Here is a 16,380-nt window from a genome sequence, read left to right on the forward strand (position 1 = left end):
GCCGAGGGCTGCAAGAAGGATGAGGAAGCAAGGATGACGCTTGTCGACAGATTGCGCGGCGCCGTGGCGGGTATGCCGCGCCGGCTCGTTGTGGCGGCCGCTGGTGCGGCGCTGCTCTCGGGCCTGATTGGCGCCGTCGGAGGCTCCGCGACCGCTGGGGCCTTCTCGCGCCCCGGTCTGCCGGTGGAGTACCTGCAGGTTCCTTCCGCCGGAATGGGCCGCGACATCAAGGTTCAGTTCCAGAGCGGTGGCGCCAACTCGCCCGCGTTGTACCTGCTCGACGGTATGCGTGCGCAGGACGACTTCAACGGCTGGGACATCAACACCCCGGCGTTCGAGTGGTACAACCAGTCGGGCATTTCGGTCGCCATGCCCGTCGGTGGCCAGTCCAGCTTCTACTCCGACTGGTACAAGCCAGCCTGCGGTAAGGCCGGCTGCACCACTTACAAGTGGGAGACCTTCCTGACCAGCGAGCTGCCGGCATACCTGCAGAGCGAAAAGCAGGTCAAGCCGACCGGCAGCGCTGTGGTCGGTTTGTCGATGGCCGGTTCGTCGGCGCTGATCCTGGCCGCCTACCACCCGCAGCAGTTCATCTACGCCGGCTCGCTGTCGGCACTGCTGGACCCGTCGCAGGGCATGGGCCCGTCGCTGCTCGGCCTGTCCATGGGCGACGCCGGTGGCTACAAGCCCGCCGACATGTGGGGTCCGAAGGACGACCCGGCGTGGGCGCGCAACGACCCGTCGCTGCAGGTCGGCAAGCTGGTCGCCAACAACACCCGCATCTGGGTGTACTGCGGTAACGGCAAGCCGTCCGACCTGGGTGGCGACAACCTGCCCGCGAAGTTCCTCGAGGGTTTCGTGCGGACCAGCAACCTGAAGTTTCAGGACGCCTACAACGCCGCCGGTGGCCACAACGCAGTGTGGAACTTCGACGCCAACGGCACCCACGACTGGCCCTACTGGGGCGCGCAGCTGCAGGCGATGAAGCCTGAGCTGCAGTCGGTGCTGGGCGCCACCCCGGGTGCGGGTCCGGCCACGGCCGCCACCACAAACGCCGGTAACGGCCAGGGCACCTAAACACACCCAAGCAGTACGACAGGCGGCGGGAACCCTTCGGGGTTTCCGCCGCTAGTCGTTTGCGGCGTGTGACTTGTTTCACTACCCGGCGCGCGGGGGAACTACGGCCCTGGCTAATGTGCTTTCAGCGACTACACGATGGAGGGTGGACATGACGGTAGTGCGGGGTATGTCGGCGCTGTTCCGGGTGTTCTGCGTAGCCGTGCTGGCCGTCGGGTTGGCCCTCGCACTGCAGACCGCCGCGACCCTCGGCAAAGCCAGGGCGGCGGGCTACGAGAGCCTGATGGTTCCGTCGGCGGCGATGGGCCGCGACATTCCGGTGGCCTTCATGGCCGGTGGTCCGCACGCGGTGTACCTGCTCGACGCGTTCAACGCGGCCCCGGACGTCAGCAACTGGGTGACCGCCGGTAACGCGATGAACACGCTCGGCGGCAAGGGCATCTCGGTGGTGGCCCCGGCCGGAGGCGCGTGGAGCATGTACACCAACTGGGAGCAGGACGGCAGCAAGCAGTGGGACACGTTCCTGTCCAGTGAGCTGCCCGACTGGCTGGCCGCCAACAAGGGCCTGGCGCCCGGCGGCCACGCCGCCGTCGGTGCCTCGCAGGGCGGCTATGCGGCGATGGCGCTGGCCTGCTTCCATCCCGACCGCTTCGGCTTCGCCGGATCGCTGTCCGGCTTCCTCTACCCGTCGAGCACCAACTACAACGGCGCGATCCTGGCGGGCCTGCAGCAGTTCGGCGGCATCGACGGCAACGGCATGTGGGGCGCCCCGCAGTTGGGCCGGTGGAAGTGGCACGACCCCTACGTGCACGCCTCGCTGCTGGCGCAGAACAACACCCGCGTCTGGGTCTACAGCCCGACCAACATGGGCGGCGACGACGCCGCGATGATCGGGCAGGCCGGCGCTGCGATGGGCAGTTCGCGGGAGTTCTATCAGCAGTACCGCAGCAACGGCGGACACAACGGCCACTTCGACTTCCCCGGCGGCGGCGACAACGGCTGGGGTTCGTGGTCGGGGCAGCTCGGGGCGATGTCGGGCGACATCGTCGGCGCCATCCGCTAGCGGCGATCGCAAGCGCGGCGGAGCCGGGCGCCGCGGGTCGCTGCCCGACTGGCCTAGCGGCGATCGCAAGCGCGGCGGAGCCGGGCGCCGCGGGTCGCCGCCCGACTGGCCTAAAGACGATCGCAAGCGCGGCGGAGCCGGGCGCAGCGGGTCGGCGCCCGACTGGCCCACGCGGCCAAGCCGGTACCGTATAGGGGGTGCAGCAGGGGTCGGGAGGACCGCGTAGCTGCGATCCACCGACTCTGCTGGCAGGAGAACATGGCTACAAGCGCGCGGCGTAAGCGCCAACGCACCCTCGCGTGGATCGCCGCCTTGTCGGTCGCCGCCGTCGTCTTCCTCGGCATCCTGGCTGCGGTGACCTTGCTGCGCGGCCATCAGTCGGAGCCCAGCGCGGTGCCGCCCGGGGTCCTGCCCCCATCGTCGTCGTCGACAGCGACGCACCCGCACAAGCCGCGACCCGCGTTTCAGGACGCGTCGTGCCCGGACGTGTTGCTGGTCGACGTTCCCGGGACGTGGGAGTCCGCCCTGCAGGACGACCCCGCCAACCCCGTCCAATTCCCCAACGCGCTGCTGCATCAGGCGACCGCGACCCTCACCCAGCAGTTCCCCTCGTCGCGGGTGCAGGCGTACACCACCCCGTACACCGCGCAGTTCCACAACCCGCTGAGCGGTGACACGCAGATGTCCTACAACGCCAGCCGGGCCGAGGGCACCCGCGCCACGGTGCAGGCGATGACCGACATGAACACCAAGTGCCCGCTGACCAGTTACGTGCTGATGGGCTTCTCGCAGGGCGCGGTGATCGCGGGCGACATCGCCAGCGATATCGGCAATGGCCGCGGACCCGTCGACGACGACCTGGTGCTGGGCGTGACATTGATCGCGGACGGTCGTCGCCAGATGGGGGTCGGCAACGACGTCGGACCCAACCCGCCGGGGCAGGGTGCCGAGGTCACGTTGCACGAGGTGCCGATCCTGTCCGGGATGGGTCTGACCATGACCGGCGCCCGCCCCGGCGGCTTCGGCGATCTCAACGGCAAGACCAACGAGATCTGCGCGCCGGGCGACCTGATCTGCGCTGCTCCGGAGGAGGCGTTCAGCATCGCCAACCTGCCGAGCACGCTGAACACGTTGGCCGGCGGTGCCGGTCAGCCGGTCCACGCGCTGTATGCCACGACGCAGTGCTGGAGCATCGACGGGGCACCCGCCACCGACTGGACGCTCAACTGGGCTCACAATCTGATCGCGAATGCGCCACAACCGAAACACGGATGACCGGGACGGTGGGACACAAGCGGTAGGTAGCGGTTGCCGATGACGATCAGCGGTACCTTGTGATTTGGTCTGCCGTAGGCAGCCCCGTAACATTAAGAGGAATTTAAGAGCTATTGGACCTTTGTCGCGCGCCCGGTCGGGATAGATGCCGGCTGGGGCTGGCACATCACCGGCGTTCCCCAGCGGGTGCGGTGCGGGGTCCGGCGTGCGCGTAGACATGTAACCGTCGGTCGAGCCGGCTTGAGAACGAAGCCGTCGGCGGAACGACCTAGGAACCACGCGTCGGCCCAGCCGACCGAAAACAGGTGCGACAGGAGAGCGGCATGGTGTACCACAACCCGTTCATCGTGAATGGAAAGATCAAGTTCCCGGACAACACGAACTTGGTCAAGCACGTTGAGAAATGGGCGAAGGTTCGCGGCGACCAGCTCGCCTACCGGTTCCTGGACTTTTCCACCGAGCGCGACGGCGTCGAATGCGACATCTCCTGGTCGCAGTTCAGCGCCCGCAACCGCGCCGTGGGCGCGCGGCTGCAGCAGGTCACCCAGCCCGACGACCGCATCGCCGTGCTCTGCCCGCAGAACCTGGACTACCTCGTCGCACTCTTCGGCGTGCTGTACGCCGGCCGGATCGCGGTGCCGTTGTTCGACCCGAGCGAGCCCGGCCACGTCGGCCGCCTGCACGCCGTGCTCGACGACTGCACCCCGACGACGATCCTGACCACCACCGAGGCCGCCGAGGGCGTCCGTAAGTTCATCCGTGCCCGGGCCGCCAAGGAGCGCCCCCGCGTCATCGCCGTCGATGCGGTGCCCAACGAGGTTGCATCCACCTGGGAGCCGCCGGAGGCCACCGAGAACACCATCGCCTACCTGCAGTACACCTCGGGCTCCACCCGCACCCCGACCGGCGTGGAGATCACGCACCTGAACCTGCCCACCAACGTGCTGCAGGTGCTCAACGGCCTGGAGGGCAAGGAGGCCGACCGCGGCCTGTCCTGGCTGCCGTTCTTCCACGACATGGGGCTGATCACCGCCCTGCTGTCACCGGTGGTCGGTCACAAGTTCACCTTCATGACGCCTGCCGCCTTCGTGCGCCGGCCCGGCCGGTGGATCCGCGAGATGGCGCGCAAGCCCGAGGACGCCCCGGACTGTGAGGTCATCACCGTGGCGCCCAACTTCGCGTTCGAGCACGCGGCAGTCCGCGGGGTGCCCAAGGAGGGCGAGCCGCCGCTGGATCTGAGCAACGTGAAGGCGATCCTGAACGGCAGCGAGCCGGTGTCCCCGGCTTCGATGCGCAAGTTCTACGACGCGTTCTCGCCCTACGGTCTGCGCGAGACCGCGATCAAGCCGTCCTACGGCCTGGCCGAGGCGACGCTGTTCGTGTCCACCACGCCGATGAACGAGGCGCCCAGGGTCATCCACGTCGACCGCGACGAGCTGAACAAGCAGCGTTTCGTCGAGGTGCCCGCCGATTCGCCGAAGGCCGTTCCGCAGGTTTCCGCCGGCGTCATCGGCGTCGACGAGTGGGCCGTCATCGTGGACCCGGAGACCGCGAGCGAGCTGCCCGACGGACAGATCGGCGAGATCTGGCTGCACGGCAACAACCTGGGCATCGGCTACTGGGGCAAGGAAGAAGAGACCAACGACGTCTTCCGCAACATCCTCAAGTCGCGGATCAGCCAGTCCCACGCCGAGGGTGCCCCCGACGACGGCATGTGGGTCAAGACCGGCGACTACGGCACCTACCACAAGGGCCACCTCTACATCGCGGGCCGCATCAAGGACCTGGTCATCATCGACGGCCGCAACCACTACCCGCAGGACCTCGAATACTCGGCGCAGGAAGCCAGCAAGGCGCTGCGCACCGGTTACGTCGCCGCCTTCTCGGTGCCGGCCAACCAGCTGCCGCAGGAAGTGTTCGACAACCCGCACGCCGGCATCAAGTACGACCCGGACGACGGCTCCGAGCAGCTGGTGATCGTCGCCGAGCGCGCCGCCGGCTCGCACAAGCTGGACTACCAGCCCATCGCCGACGACATCCGGGCCGCGATCGCCGTGCGCCACGGCGTCACGGTCCGCGACCTGCTGCTGGTGCAGTCGGGCACCATCCCGCGTACCTCCAGCGGCAAGATCGGGCACCGCGCCTGCCGCGCGGCTTACCTCGACGGCAGTCTGCGAAGCGGCGTCGGGTCCCCGACGGCCTTCGCCAGCTCCACTGACTGAATCCCTGAGGACCATGGCTGACACTGAGCACCCCGAAAACCACACCCCGGGCCCTGACGGGGAGGTGCCCGCCAAGACGACGGAGATGCGCGCCGGCGACGATGCAGAGCGCAGCGATGAGGACAAGCGGCGCCCAACAACCGTCCCCGAGATGCGCCAGTGGCTGCGCAACTGGGTGGGCCGCGCGGTCGGGAAATCACCCGACGACATCGACGAGTCGGTGCCGATGGTCGAGCTGGGCCTGGCGTCGCGGGACGCCGTGGCGATGGCCGCCGACATCGAGGACATGACCGGTGTCACCCTGTCGGTCGCGGTGGCCTTCCAGCATCCGACGATCGAATCGCTGGCCACCCGCATCATCGAGGGCGAGCCCGAGGTCGCCGACGACGACCTCGACGGCGCCGACTGGACCCGCACCGGCCCGGCCGAGCGCGTCGACATCGCGATCGTGGGCCTGTCGACCCGGCTGCCCGGCGACATGAACTCCCCGGACGAGACCTGGGCGGCGCTCATGGAGGGCCGCGACGCCATCACCGATCTGCCCGAGGGCCGCTGGTCGGAATTCCTCGAGGAGCCGCGCATCGCCCAGCGCGTCGCCACCGCACGCACCCGCGGCGGCTACCTGAAGGACATCAAGGGCTTCGACTCCGAGTTCTTCGCGGTCGCCAAGACCGAGGCCGACAACATCGACCCGCAGCAGCGGATGGCGCTGGAGCTCACCTGGGAGGCTCTCGAGCACGCCCGCATCCCGGCGTCGAGCCTGCGCGGCGAGTCCGTCGGCGTCTACGTCGGCTTCTCCAACAACGACTACCAATTCCTGGCGGTGTCCGACCCCACGGTCGCGCACCCCTACGCGATCACCGGGACGGCCAGCTCGATCATCGCCAACCGGGTGTCCTACTTCTACGACTTCCGCGGCCCGTCGGTGGCGCTGGACACCGCCTGCTCGAGCTCGCTGGTGGCAACGCACCAGGCAGTGCAGGCGCTGCGCAACGGTGAGTGCGACGTGGCGGTCGCGGGTGGCGTCAACGCGCTGCTCACGCCCTTGGTGACGCTCGGCTTCGACGAGATCGGCGCGGTGCTGGCTCCCGACGGTCGGATCAAGTCGTTCTCGTCGGACGCCGACGGCTACACCCGTTCCGAGGGTGGCGGCATGTTCGTGCTGAAGCGGGTCGACGACGCCCGCCGCGACGGCGACCAGATCCTGGCCGTCATCGCCGGCAGCGCGGTCAACCACGACGGCCGGTCCAACGGCCTGATCGCCCCCAACCAGGACGCCCAGGCCGAGGTGCTGCGCCGGGCCTACAAGGACGCGGGCATCGACCCACGTACCGTCGACTACATCGAGGCGCACGGCACCGGCACGGTCCTGGGTGACCCGATCGAGGCCGAGGCGCTGGGCCGCATCATCGGCCGGGGTCGCCCCGCCGACCGTCCGGCGCTGCTGGGCGCGGTGAAAACCAATGTGGGACACCTCGAGTCGGCCGCCGGCGCGGCCAGCCTGGCCAAGGTGGTGCTGGCCCTGCAGCACGACAAGCTGCCGCCGTCGATCAACTTCGCCGGGCCGAGCCCCTACATCGACTTCGACGGCATGCACCTGAAAGTCATTGACAGCGCGAGTGATTGGCCGCGCTACGGTGGCTACGCGCTGGCCGGGGTGTCCAGCTTCGGCTTCGGCGGTGCCAACGCGCACCTGGTGGTGCGCGAGGTGCTGCCCCGCGACGTCATCGAGCGTGAGCCCGAGCCGCAGCCCGTCGCCGCCGCGCCGGCCGCCGACGCGGCCGAGGCGCCCACGCTGGAGAGCCACTCGCTGCGGTTCGACGACTTCGGCAACATCATCCCCGACGCCTCCGAGGCCGAGGAGGCGGAGTACGAGCTCCCTGGCGTGACCGACGAGGCGCTGCGCCTCAAAGAGATCGCGCTGGAAGAGCTTGCCGCACAAGAGGAGTCGGAGCCGACCAAGCCGCTGATCCCGCTCGCGGTGTCCGCGTTTCTGACATCGCGCAAGAAGTCCGCCGCCGCCGAGCTGGCGGACTGGATGGAAAGCCCGGAGGGGCAGGCCTCGTCGCTGGAATCCATCGGCCGGTCGCTGTCGCGGCGCAACCACGGCCGCTCGCGCGCGGTGGTGCTGGCCCACGACCACGAGGAGGCCATCAAGGGCCTGCGCGCGATCGCCGAGGGCAAGCAACGGCCCAATGTGTTCAGCACCGACGGCCCGGTGACCAGTGGCCCGGTGTGGGCGATGGCCGGTTTCGGGGCGCAGCACCGCAAGATGGGCAAGAGCCTGTACCTGCGTAACGAGGTCTTCGCCGAGTGGATCGAGAAGGTCGACGCGCTGATCCAGGACGAGCGCGGCTACTCGGTGCTCGAGATGATCCTCGACGACTCAGTCGATTACGGCATCGAGACCAGCAACGTCGTCATCTTCGCGATCCAGATCGCGCTGGGCGAGTTGCTCAAGCACCACGGCGCGAAACCCGCTGCGGTGGTGGGCCAGTCGCTCGGCGAGCCCGCGTCGGCGTACTTCGCCGGCGGCCTGTCGCTGGCGGACGCGGCCCGCGTGATCGCGTCGCGCTCGCACCTGATGGGCGAGGGCGAGTCGATGCTGTTCGGCGAGTACATCCGGTTCATGGCGCTCGTCGAGTACTCCGCCGATGAGCTCAAGACGGTGTTCGGCGACTTCCCCGGGCTGGAGGTGTGTGTCTACGCCGCGCCCAGCCAGACCGTGATCGGCGGCCCGCCGGACCAGATCGACGCGATCGTCGCCCGCGCGGAGGCCGAGGGCCGCTTCGCGCGCAAGCTGCAGACCAAGGGCGCGGGCCACACCTCGCAGATGGACCCGCTGCTCGGTGAGTTCTCCGCCGAGCTGCAGGGCATCGTGCCGCTGAGGCCGACGGTCGGGATCTTCTCGACGGTGCACGAGGGCACCTACATCAAGCCCGGCGGCGAGCCGGTGCACGATGTCGACTACTGGGTCAAGGGAATGCGGCACTCGGTGTACTTCACCCACGGCGTGCGCAACGCCGTCGACAGCGGCCACACCACCTTCCTGGAGCTCGCACCCAACCCGGTGGCGCTGATGCAGATCGGCCTGACCACCGCCGCCGCGGGTCTGCATGACGCCCAACTGATTCCGACGCTGGCCCGCAAGCAGGACGACGTCGAATCGATGATCTCGGCGATGGCCCAGCTCTACGTCCACGGTCACGACCTGGACATACGCACGCTGTTCAGCCGCGCGCAGGGTCCCGAGGATTACGCGAACATCCCGCCGACCCGGTTCAAGCGCAAAGAGCACTGGCTGGACGTGCACTTCTCGGGCGACGGGTCGGTGATCATGCCGGGGACCCACGTCGCGTTGCCGGACGGCCGTCACGTCTGGGAGTACGCGCCGCGCAACGGTGAGACGGATCTGGCAGCGCTGGTGAGATCGGCTGCTACACAGGTTCTTTCGGATGCGCAGTTGGTGGCCTCCGAGCAGCGCGCAGTGCCCGGTGCGGGCGCCCGGCTGGTGACGACGATGACCCGGCACCCCGGCGGCGCCGCGGTGCAGGTGCACGCCCGCATCGACGAGTCCTTCACGCTGGTTTACGACGCGCTGGTGTCGCGGGCCGGTCAGAGTGTGGCCGCGTTGCCCATCGCGGTGGGCGCCGGTGCGGCCATTGCAGCCCCGACCACGACGGCCGCGGTCGAGGCGCCCGCCGCGCCCGCCGAGGAGCCCGACGCCGAGACGCTGTCGGACAGCCTGACCAACCGCTACCTGCCCTCCAGCGTGGGCCGGTGGACACCGGAGTCCGGCGAAAGCGTCGGCGAGCGGCTGGGCCTGATCGTTTCGGCCGCAATGGGTTACGAGCCCGAGGACCTGCCGTGGGAGGTGCCGCTGATCGAGCTCGGCCTGGACTCGCTGATGGCGGTGCGGATCAAGAACCGCGTCGAATACGACTTCGACCTGCCGCCAATCCAATTGACGGCCGTGCGCGATGCCAACCTGTACGCCATCGAGAAGCTGATCGAGTATGCGGTCGAGCACCGCGACGAGGTCGATCAGCTGCACGAGCACCAGCAGACGCAGACGCCCGAGGAGATCGCCCGGGAGCAGGCTCAGCTGCTCAGCGGCGCAACGCCGACGTCGGTCGCCGCACCCGCGCCGGACCCGCAGGCCGAGCCCGAGACTCAGCCGGCCCCGCCGGCGCCGGACGCGACGATCCCGCCGCCGCCGACGGATCCGTCCGGCCCGAAGGGAGCGGCGGCCAACGGCGCCAAGCCGGATCTCGCGGGGGCGCTCAGCCAGGAGGCGGTATCCAAAGCGCTGAATTCCGATGTGCCGCCACGTGATGCCGCCGAGCGGGTCACCTTCGCCACCTGGGCGATCGTCACGGGCAAGTCGCCGGGCGGCATCTTCAACCCGCTGCCCAAGCTCGACGAGGACACCGCGGCCAAGATGGCGCAGCGGCTCTCGGAGCGCGCCGACGGCGCCGTCACCACCGAGGACGTCCTGACGTCGGACACCATCGAGGCGCTGGCCGAGAAGGTCCGCCAGTACCTGGAGGCCGGGCAGATCGACGGCTTCGTCCGCACCCTGCGGGCGCGCCCCGAGGGCAGCTCCAAACCCGCGGTGTTCGTGTTCCACCCGGCCGGCGGTTCGACCGTGGTCTACGAGCCGTTGCTGAACCGGTTGCCCGCGGACACCCCGATGTACGGGTTCGAGCGCGTGGAGGGCACCGTGCAGGAACGGGCCGCCCAGTACGTGCCCAAGCTGTTGGAGATGAACGCGGGCAAGCCGTTCATCCTGACCGGGTGGTCGCTGGGCGGCGCGCTGGCGTACGCCTGCGCGATCGGTCTGAAGCGGGCGGGCGAAGACGTGCGCTTCGTCGGGATGATCGACACGGTGCGCGCCGGCGAGGAGATCCCGCAGACGCGGGAGGAAACCCGCAAGCGCTGGGACCGGTACGCGAAGTTCGCCGAGCGCACCTTCAACGTCGAGATTCCCGCGATCCCCTACGAGCAGCTCGAAGAGCTCGACGACGAGGGCCAGGTCAAATTCGTGCTGGACATCGTCCAGCAGAGCGGCGTGCAGATCCCGGGTGGCATTGTCGAGCACCAGCGGACGTCCTACCTGGACAACCGGGCGCTCGAGACCGTCCAGATCGAGCCGTACGACGGCCACGTGACTCTGTACATGGCCGACCGCTACCACGATGACGTCATCGAGTTCGAGCCGCGATATGCGGTCCGCCGGCCCGACGGCGGCTGGGGCGAGTACGTGGCCGACCTCGAGGTGGTACCGATCGGCGGCGAGCACATCCAGGCGATCGACGAACCGATCATCGGCAAGGTCGGTGCTCACCTCTCCGAGGTGCTGAATAAGGTGGAGGCCGAAACCAGTCAGACGAGTGAGGTAGGCAAGTAGTGACGGAGATGGCGCCCGCCCCCATCCAGCACACCACCGCCGAGAAGCTGGCCGAGCTCTACCGCCGCCTGGAATTGGCCAAAGAGCCCGGCGGCGAGAAGGCCGTCGCCAAGCGCGACAAGAAGGGCATCCCCAGCGCCCGGGCCCGCATCCACGCGCTGGTCGACCCGGGCACCTTCTTCGAGACCGGCGCGCTGGCCAAGACGCCGAACGACCCGAACGCCCTCTACGGCGACGGCTGCGTCACCGGGCACGCCATGATCGACGGCCGGCCGGTCGGGGTGTTCTCCCACGACCAGACCGTGTTCCAGGGCACGGTGGGCGAGATGTTCGGCCGCAAGGTGGCCAGGCTGATGGAGTGGTGCGCGATGGTCGGCTGCCCGATCGTCGGCATCCAGGACTCCGGCGGCGCGCGGATTCAGGACGCGGTCACCTCGCTGGCGTGGTACGCCGAGCTGGGCCGCCGCCACGAGGCGCTGTCCGGGCTGGTGCCGCAGATCTCCCTGATCTTCGGCAAATGCGCTGGGGGAGCGGTGTATTCACCGATCCAGGACGACCTGCTGGTGTCGGTGCGCGACCAGGGCTACTTCTTTGTCACCGGGCCGGACGTGATCCGGGAGGTCACCGGCGAAGACGTCACGCTCGACGAGCTCGGCGGCTCCGACGCGCAGGCCCGCAACGGCAACATCCACCAGGTGGTGAACTCGGAGGCCGAGGCGTTCCAGTACGTGCGCGACTTCCTGTCGTTTCTGCCGTCGAGCGCCGTCAGCGAGCCGCCCATCGTCAACCCGGGCCTGGAGCCGGAGACGACGCCGACCGATCTGGAGCTCGACTCGATCGTGCCGGACTCGGACAACATGGCCTACGACATGCACGAGATCCTGCTGCGGATCTTCGACGACGGCGACTTCCTCGACGTGGCCGCTCAGCACGGGCCGGCCATCATCACCGGGTTCGCCCGCGTCGACGGGCATCCGGTGGGCGTGGTCGCCAACCAGCCCATGTACCTGTCGGGGTCGATCGACAACGAGGCCTCCGACAAGGCGGCGAGATTTATCCGGTTCTGCGACGCGTTCAACATACCGCTGGTGTTCGTGGTGGACACGCCGGGCTTCTTGCCGGGCGCCGAGCAGGAGAAGAACGGCATCATCAAGCGCGGCGGCCGGTTCCTGTACTCGGTCGTCGAGGCCGACGTGCCGAAGGTGACCATCACGGTCCGCAAGTCCTACGGCGGCGCCTACGCCGTGATGGGGTCCAGGCAGCTGACCGCCGACTTCAACTTCGCCTGGCCAACCGCGCGGATCGCGGTGATCGGCGCCGAGGGCGCCGCGCAGCTGCTGATGAAGCGGTTCCCCGACCCCACCACGCCCGAGGCGCAGCAGATCAAGAAGGACTTCATCGAGGGCTACAACCTCAACATGGCGATCCCGTGGACCGCCGCCGAGCGCGGCTTCATCGACGCGGTCATCGACCCGCACGAGACCAGGCTGCTGCTGCGTAAGTCGATGAAGCTGCTGCGGGAGAAGCAACTGTGGTTCCGCACGGCGCGTAAGCACGGGCTGATCCCGATTTAAAGGCCCGGCCCCGGGCCTGCGCGTAGGGGGAACGCATGTCCGAAAACCCAGGGGACGCAGTGGATCCCGTCGCGGGACCACTGCAGGCCTGGCAGTCGGCGCATACCTCGCTGGGGCCGCAGCACGAAACGACGCTGACCGCGCTGCTGGCGTTGGCCGAGGCCCGGCAGAACGCCGGCGACACCCTCGGCGCCGTCCGTGATGCGGCCGTAGTTCTGGACATCCGTCGCACAGCGCTCGGACCGGAACACCCGGAGACGCTCGTGGTGGCCGGCGCGGTGGCGCGGTGGCGCTTCCTGCTCGGTGACCCGGATGCGGTTGACCAACTGCGCCAACTGCTTCCGAGCATGGTTCACGCGTTGGGCGCCGAGCATCCCGACACACTGCGCGCGAGTCATGTGGCGGCCTACGTCGAGTATCCCGGCGAGGATCCCGCGAGCAGGCTGGTGCGCTGGGTGCGGCTGTGCGGGGCCGAAACTCGCGCGTTCGGCGTCGAGCACGAGGTGACGCTTTCGGCGGCCTACATGGTGGCGCAGGCCCGCTACGATCTCGGCGACCCGTTCGGCGCCAGCGCGGATGCGGTGTCGGTGGTGATGTACCGCCGCCAGCGCCTGGGCGAACATCACCCCGAGACCCTGGCCACCCAACTGGCGCGACTGGCGTGGCTCGGCGAAGCCACGGGCGCAACCGCTTTCGTCCTGAAGGGCCTAGACGAGTTGGTCACGGTGGCCGGCAATGCGCTCGGCCACGACGACGAAATGACCCTGCGGGCGCGGTACATCCTGGCGCTGTGGACACCCAGGACCGCGGGCAACGACGTGGACTGGATCTCCGAGTGGGAGTTGCTGGAAGACGACCTGGCCCGCGGCCTCGGCGAGGAGCACCCGCTGACCGCCGCCGCCCGGGAGCAGTTGGCGGCGGTGCGCACCGAATGGGAGCAGGATCTCGACGAAGTGCGGAGCCTCGCGTTCCATTTGTTCGTCGACATGGAATCCGAGGAGCGCGACGTCGACCAGCCGCCTGGCCGCGGTTGGGCGGATCCGGGGAACCTCGACGACGACGCGGTCGAGAAGGTGATCGAGGACGCCGACGACGAGCGCTCCCAGCGCGCCGACTTGATGGAGAACGTGGTGGCCGCGAAGAAGGCGTTGTCCCGAAGCGCCCGCGCCGCGGGCAATGACGCCTACGAGACCCTGCTGTGGCGTTACTTCCTGGCCTGGCGGTTCTGGGAGGGGCACGAATTCGGGACAGCGGGCCAGCGCACCCGGCGCCTGATCGACGACTGTGCGCGGTTGCTCGGAGACAACCACGAACTCACCGAGGCATCGCGGACGATGTTGCAGTTCGTCGACACCCAAACCTGGAGCGGCCTGCCTCTGTTCTGGGATGGCAGCGCAAAGGTGTAGCGGGCCCGCTACCGAACCGGCGTGCCGTCGTTGCGGCCCTGCTGCAAAATAGCAAGCCACGCAACGAAATTCGGGATCACAGCGCCAGCGCCCCGTCCACCAGTTCGTCGAAGCGCTCCAGCGCCTCGTCGGAGTCGGCGTCGATCCCGCGCAGCGCCCCGCGATCGGCGAGATAGCGCTGCGCGTAGAGCGACGCGACGAGCGCCTTGCGCTCACCGCCGCGGGCGGCCCGCTCCCAGGCGGCCTGCTCGATGAGTAGCGCACCGGCATAGACGTCACCCATGAATTGGGCCAGCGGGAACAGCCTTGCCTCGGCCGTCTGCCTGTCGAGCTTGGACCACGCGGTGACCGCGCCGTCGAGATCCTCGATCCGGCCGGCGACCAACCGGGTGGCTTCGCCGTCGTCGGCGACCGACACCGCGTCGCGCATTCGCGCCAGCAGCGCCTGGTGCGCTCGGGTCTGCTCGATTCCGCGCCGCACGTCCAGACACAGAATGTTGTCCGGCCCTTCCCAGATGGTGTTCACCTGCGCGTCGCGCAGCAGCCGCGCCACCGGCCAGGTCTCGATATAGCCGTTGCCGCCGTGGATTTCGATCGCATCCGATGCCGCGGTGATCCCCAGCCGGCACACCCGCAGCTTGGTGACCGGCACGGCGATCCGTTGCCGCATGCTGCGGGGCTGACGATGGTTGGTGGCGCCGGTGCCGTCGAACACCAGCGCCTGCGCGGCCTCGACGTCGACGATCATCTCGGCGAGTTTGCGCCGCATCAGCGGCTTGTCGATGAGCGCGCCGCCGAACGCCCGGCGTTGCCGGGCATAGCACAGCGATTCGACCAGGGCGCGCCGCGCGTTACCGAGCGCGAACAAGGCGATGCCCAGGCGCGCGGCGTTGGTCAGCTCCATCATGCGTCCCAGCCCCTTGCCGTCCGACGGCCCGGCGGTAGCGTCGGCGGGCTCGCCGGACAGCAAAAAGGCTTCGGCATCAACGAATTCGACCTCACCCGAGGCCACCGAGCGGGTGCCGAGCTTGTCCTTGAGCCGGCGGACCCGGACCCCGTTGCGTGAGCCGTCGCGGCGGGTGCGCAGCACCAGGAAGTTGGCGACGCCGCGCGAAGAGTCCGGTGCGCCTTCGGGTTTCGCCAGGACGACGAACGCCTCGCCGGCGCAGTTGGACGCGAACCACTTGAAGCCGTTCAACAACCACGCGTCACCGTGCCGGGTGGCGGTGGTCTCCAGCGCTCCCAGATCCGAGCCGCCGGTGCGTTCGGTCAGCAGCTGCGCCGTCTCGCCGGCCCACTCGCCGGAGGCGAATTTGGCCAGCACGTGCTCGGCCACATCGGGCGGCGCGTAGGCGGCCACCAGCGACTGGACCATGCCGCCGCCGGTGCCCAACGCGCAGCCCATGCCGATATCGGCTTGGTTGAGCAGATAATTCGACGCGAACATGGTGAACGACGAGCTCATCTTCGCCTCGCGGGCCTCGGTTCGCAGCGCCTGCTGGGCGTCCAGGACCGTCCCCTTGGACCGCGTGAAGGACGCGGGCATGACGACCTCGCTGATGTCGTGGCCCCACCGGTCGTAGCGCTGCAGCCGCGGGGGATTGCGATCCGTCTCCTCGGCCCACTGCGCCACCGGGCCGCCCATCAGGTCACCGATGCGCGTCAGGTGGCGTTCGGCCAGCGTCAGCTCCTCGGGCTTGAGGTAGTACGCCATGGTGAACTGCAGGGTGGGGTCGGTGAGGTACCAATTGAGTCCTACGGCCCCGCGGTAGTTCTCCGTCGCGTAGCGCTGCGATTTCTCGTCGGTGGAAAACGGCAGCCGGTCCACGGCCTCTACGGCGTAGTCGCTCATGGCTCAGACGCTACGCGCCGGACCGATCGTCAGGGTCGATGTCAGCCCGCCTGGGCGGTCAGGAAAACCAGCCGAAAATTGCCGATCTGGAGCACGTCGCCGTTGGTCAACACCGCAGAGTCGACGGCACCGCGGTTGAGATAGGTCCCATTGAGGCTGCCGAGATCGACGACGCGGAATTCGCCGCTCTCGCTGCGGAATTCGGCATGCCTGCGACTGACCGTGATGTCATCGAGAAAGATGTCGCTGGCGGGGTGCCGCCCGGCGTTCATCACCGGCTCGTTCAACACGAACTTCGCCCCGACGTTGGGACCCCGCTTCACCACGAGCATGGCCGAGCCGTGGGCCAGCGTCGCCGCCGCCTCGGCGACGGCCGACGATGTGTCTATTTCGTCGCGGACGTCGGCACGCAGCACCGAACCGATGTCGCCGGTCGGTTCGTCCGGCGCGATTGGTTGCTGGCTCGTCTCCCCGTATGACGCCGACACCACGCCCTTTCAC

At 68.7% G+C, this 16,380-nt stretch carries 9 protein-coding genes; 7 read left to right on the top strand and 2 right to left on the bottom strand.

What is annotated here, in order from left to right; genetic code table 11:
• Nucleotides 1–33 precede the first annotated feature (33 nt).
• The 7 genes from ag85A to MTY59_RS10445 all read left to right on the top strand — a co-directional run bounded on the left by ag85A (nucleotide 34) and on the right by MTY59_RS10445 (nucleotide 14,027).
• The gene (gene ag85A / locus MTY59_RS10415) at nucleotides 34–1,077 is read left to right on the top strand and encodes a diacylglycerol acyltransferase/mycolyltransferase Ag85A (RefSeq protein WP_221045568.1); all 1,044 of its coding nucleotides are present in this window, start codon (nucleotides 34–36) and stop codon (nucleotides 1,075–1,077) included.
• A 160-nt stretch (nucleotides 1,078–1,237) separates the two neighbouring features.
• Nucleotides 1,238–2,140 (top strand): esterase family protein, encoded by a 903-nt coding sequence (locus MTY59_RS10420; RefSeq protein WP_221046373.1) that lies wholly within the window; start codon nucleotides 1,238–1,240, stop codon nucleotides 2,138–2,140.
• Nucleotides 2,141–2,398: 258 nt separating this feature from the next.
• Nucleotides 2,399–3,415 carry a carboxylesterase Culp6 gene (gene culp6 / locus MTY59_RS10425; protein WP_221045569.1) on the top strand — a complete coding sequence of 339 codons (1,017 nt, stop codon included), beginning with the start codon at nucleotides 2,399–2,401 and terminating at the stop codon, nucleotides 3,413–3,415.
• A gap of 323 nt (nucleotides 3,416–3,738) precedes the next feature.
• Nucleotides 3,739–5,637, top strand: a complete 1,899-nt coding sequence (gene fadD32 / locus MTY59_RS10430; RefSeq protein ID WP_221045570.1) for a long-chain-fatty-acid--AMP ligase FadD32 — start codon at nucleotides 3,739–3,741, stop codon at nucleotides 5,635–5,637.
• An 85-nt stretch (nucleotides 5,638–5,722) separates the two neighbouring features.
• On the top strand, nucleotides 5,723–11,047 hold the full coding sequence (pks13, locus tag MTY59_RS10435) for a polyketide synthase Pks13 (protein WP_221046374.1): 5,325 nt from the start codon (nucleotides 5,723–5,725) through the stop codon (nucleotides 11,045–11,047).
• 8 nt (nucleotides 11,048–11,055) lie between these two features.
• Entirely contained in the window at nucleotides 11,056–12,621 is a 1,566-nt protein-coding gene (locus MTY59_RS10440) for an acyl-CoA carboxylase subunit beta (protein WP_221046375.1), read from the top strand.
• 35 nt (nucleotides 12,622–12,656) lie between these two features.
• Nucleotides 12,657–14,027: a tetratricopeptide repeat protein gene (locus MTY59_RS10445; protein WP_221045571.1), complete on the top strand. Its 1,371-nt coding sequence runs from the start codon at nucleotides 12,657–12,659 to the stop codon at nucleotides 14,025–14,027.
• Nucleotides 14,028–14,103: 76 nt separating this feature from the next.
• On the opposite strand, the gene MTY59_RS10450 is transcribed toward MTY59_RS10445, so the two are convergent.
• The gene (locus MTY59_RS10450; RefSeq protein WP_221045572.1) at nucleotides 14,104–15,879 is read right to left on the bottom strand and encodes an acyl-CoA dehydrogenase family protein; all 1,776 of its coding nucleotides are present in this window, start codon (nucleotides 15,877–15,879) and stop codon (nucleotides 14,104–14,106) included.
• A 41-nt stretch (nucleotides 15,880–15,920) separates the two neighbouring features.
• Nucleotides 15,921–16,367, bottom strand: coding sequence for an FHA domain-containing protein (locus MTY59_RS10455; protein ID WP_221046376.1), 447 nt, complete (start codon nucleotides 16,365–16,367; stop codon nucleotides 15,921–15,923).
• Nucleotides 16,368–16,380 lie beyond the last annotated feature (13 nt).

The sequence above is a fragment of the Mycobacterium senriense genome (assembly GCF_019668465.1).
Lineage (GTDB): Bacteria > Actinomycetota > Actinomycetes > Mycobacteriales > Mycobacteriaceae > Mycobacterium > Mycobacterium senriense.

Coding starts and splice junctions, on each gene's coding strand:
- pks13 (WP_221046374.1), top strand. CDS start 5,723: ATGCGCGCCGGCGACGATGCAGAGCGCAGCGATGAGGACAAGCGGCGC.
- MTY59_RS10440 (WP_221046375.1), top strand. CDS start 11,056: ATGGCGCCCGCCCCCATCCAGCACACCACCGCCGAGAAGCTGGCCGAG.
- fadD32 (WP_221045570.1), top strand. CDS start 3,739: ATGGTGTACCACAACCCGTTCATCGTGAATGGAAAGATCAAGTTCCCG.
- ag85A (WP_221045568.1), top strand. CDS start 34: ATGACGCTTGTCGACAGATTGCGCGGCGCCGTGGCGGGTATGCCGCGC.
- MTY59_RS10450 (WP_221045572.1), bottom strand. CDS start 15,879: ATGAGCGACTACGCCGTAGAGGCCGTGGACCGGCTGCCGTTTTCCACC.
- culp6 (WP_221045569.1), top strand. CDS start 2,399: ATGGCTACAAGCGCGCGGCGTAAGCGCCAACGCACCCTCGCGTGGATC.
- MTY59_RS10445 (WP_221045571.1), top strand. CDS start 12,657: ATGTCCGAAAACCCAGGGGACGCAGTGGATCCCGTCGCGGGACCACTG.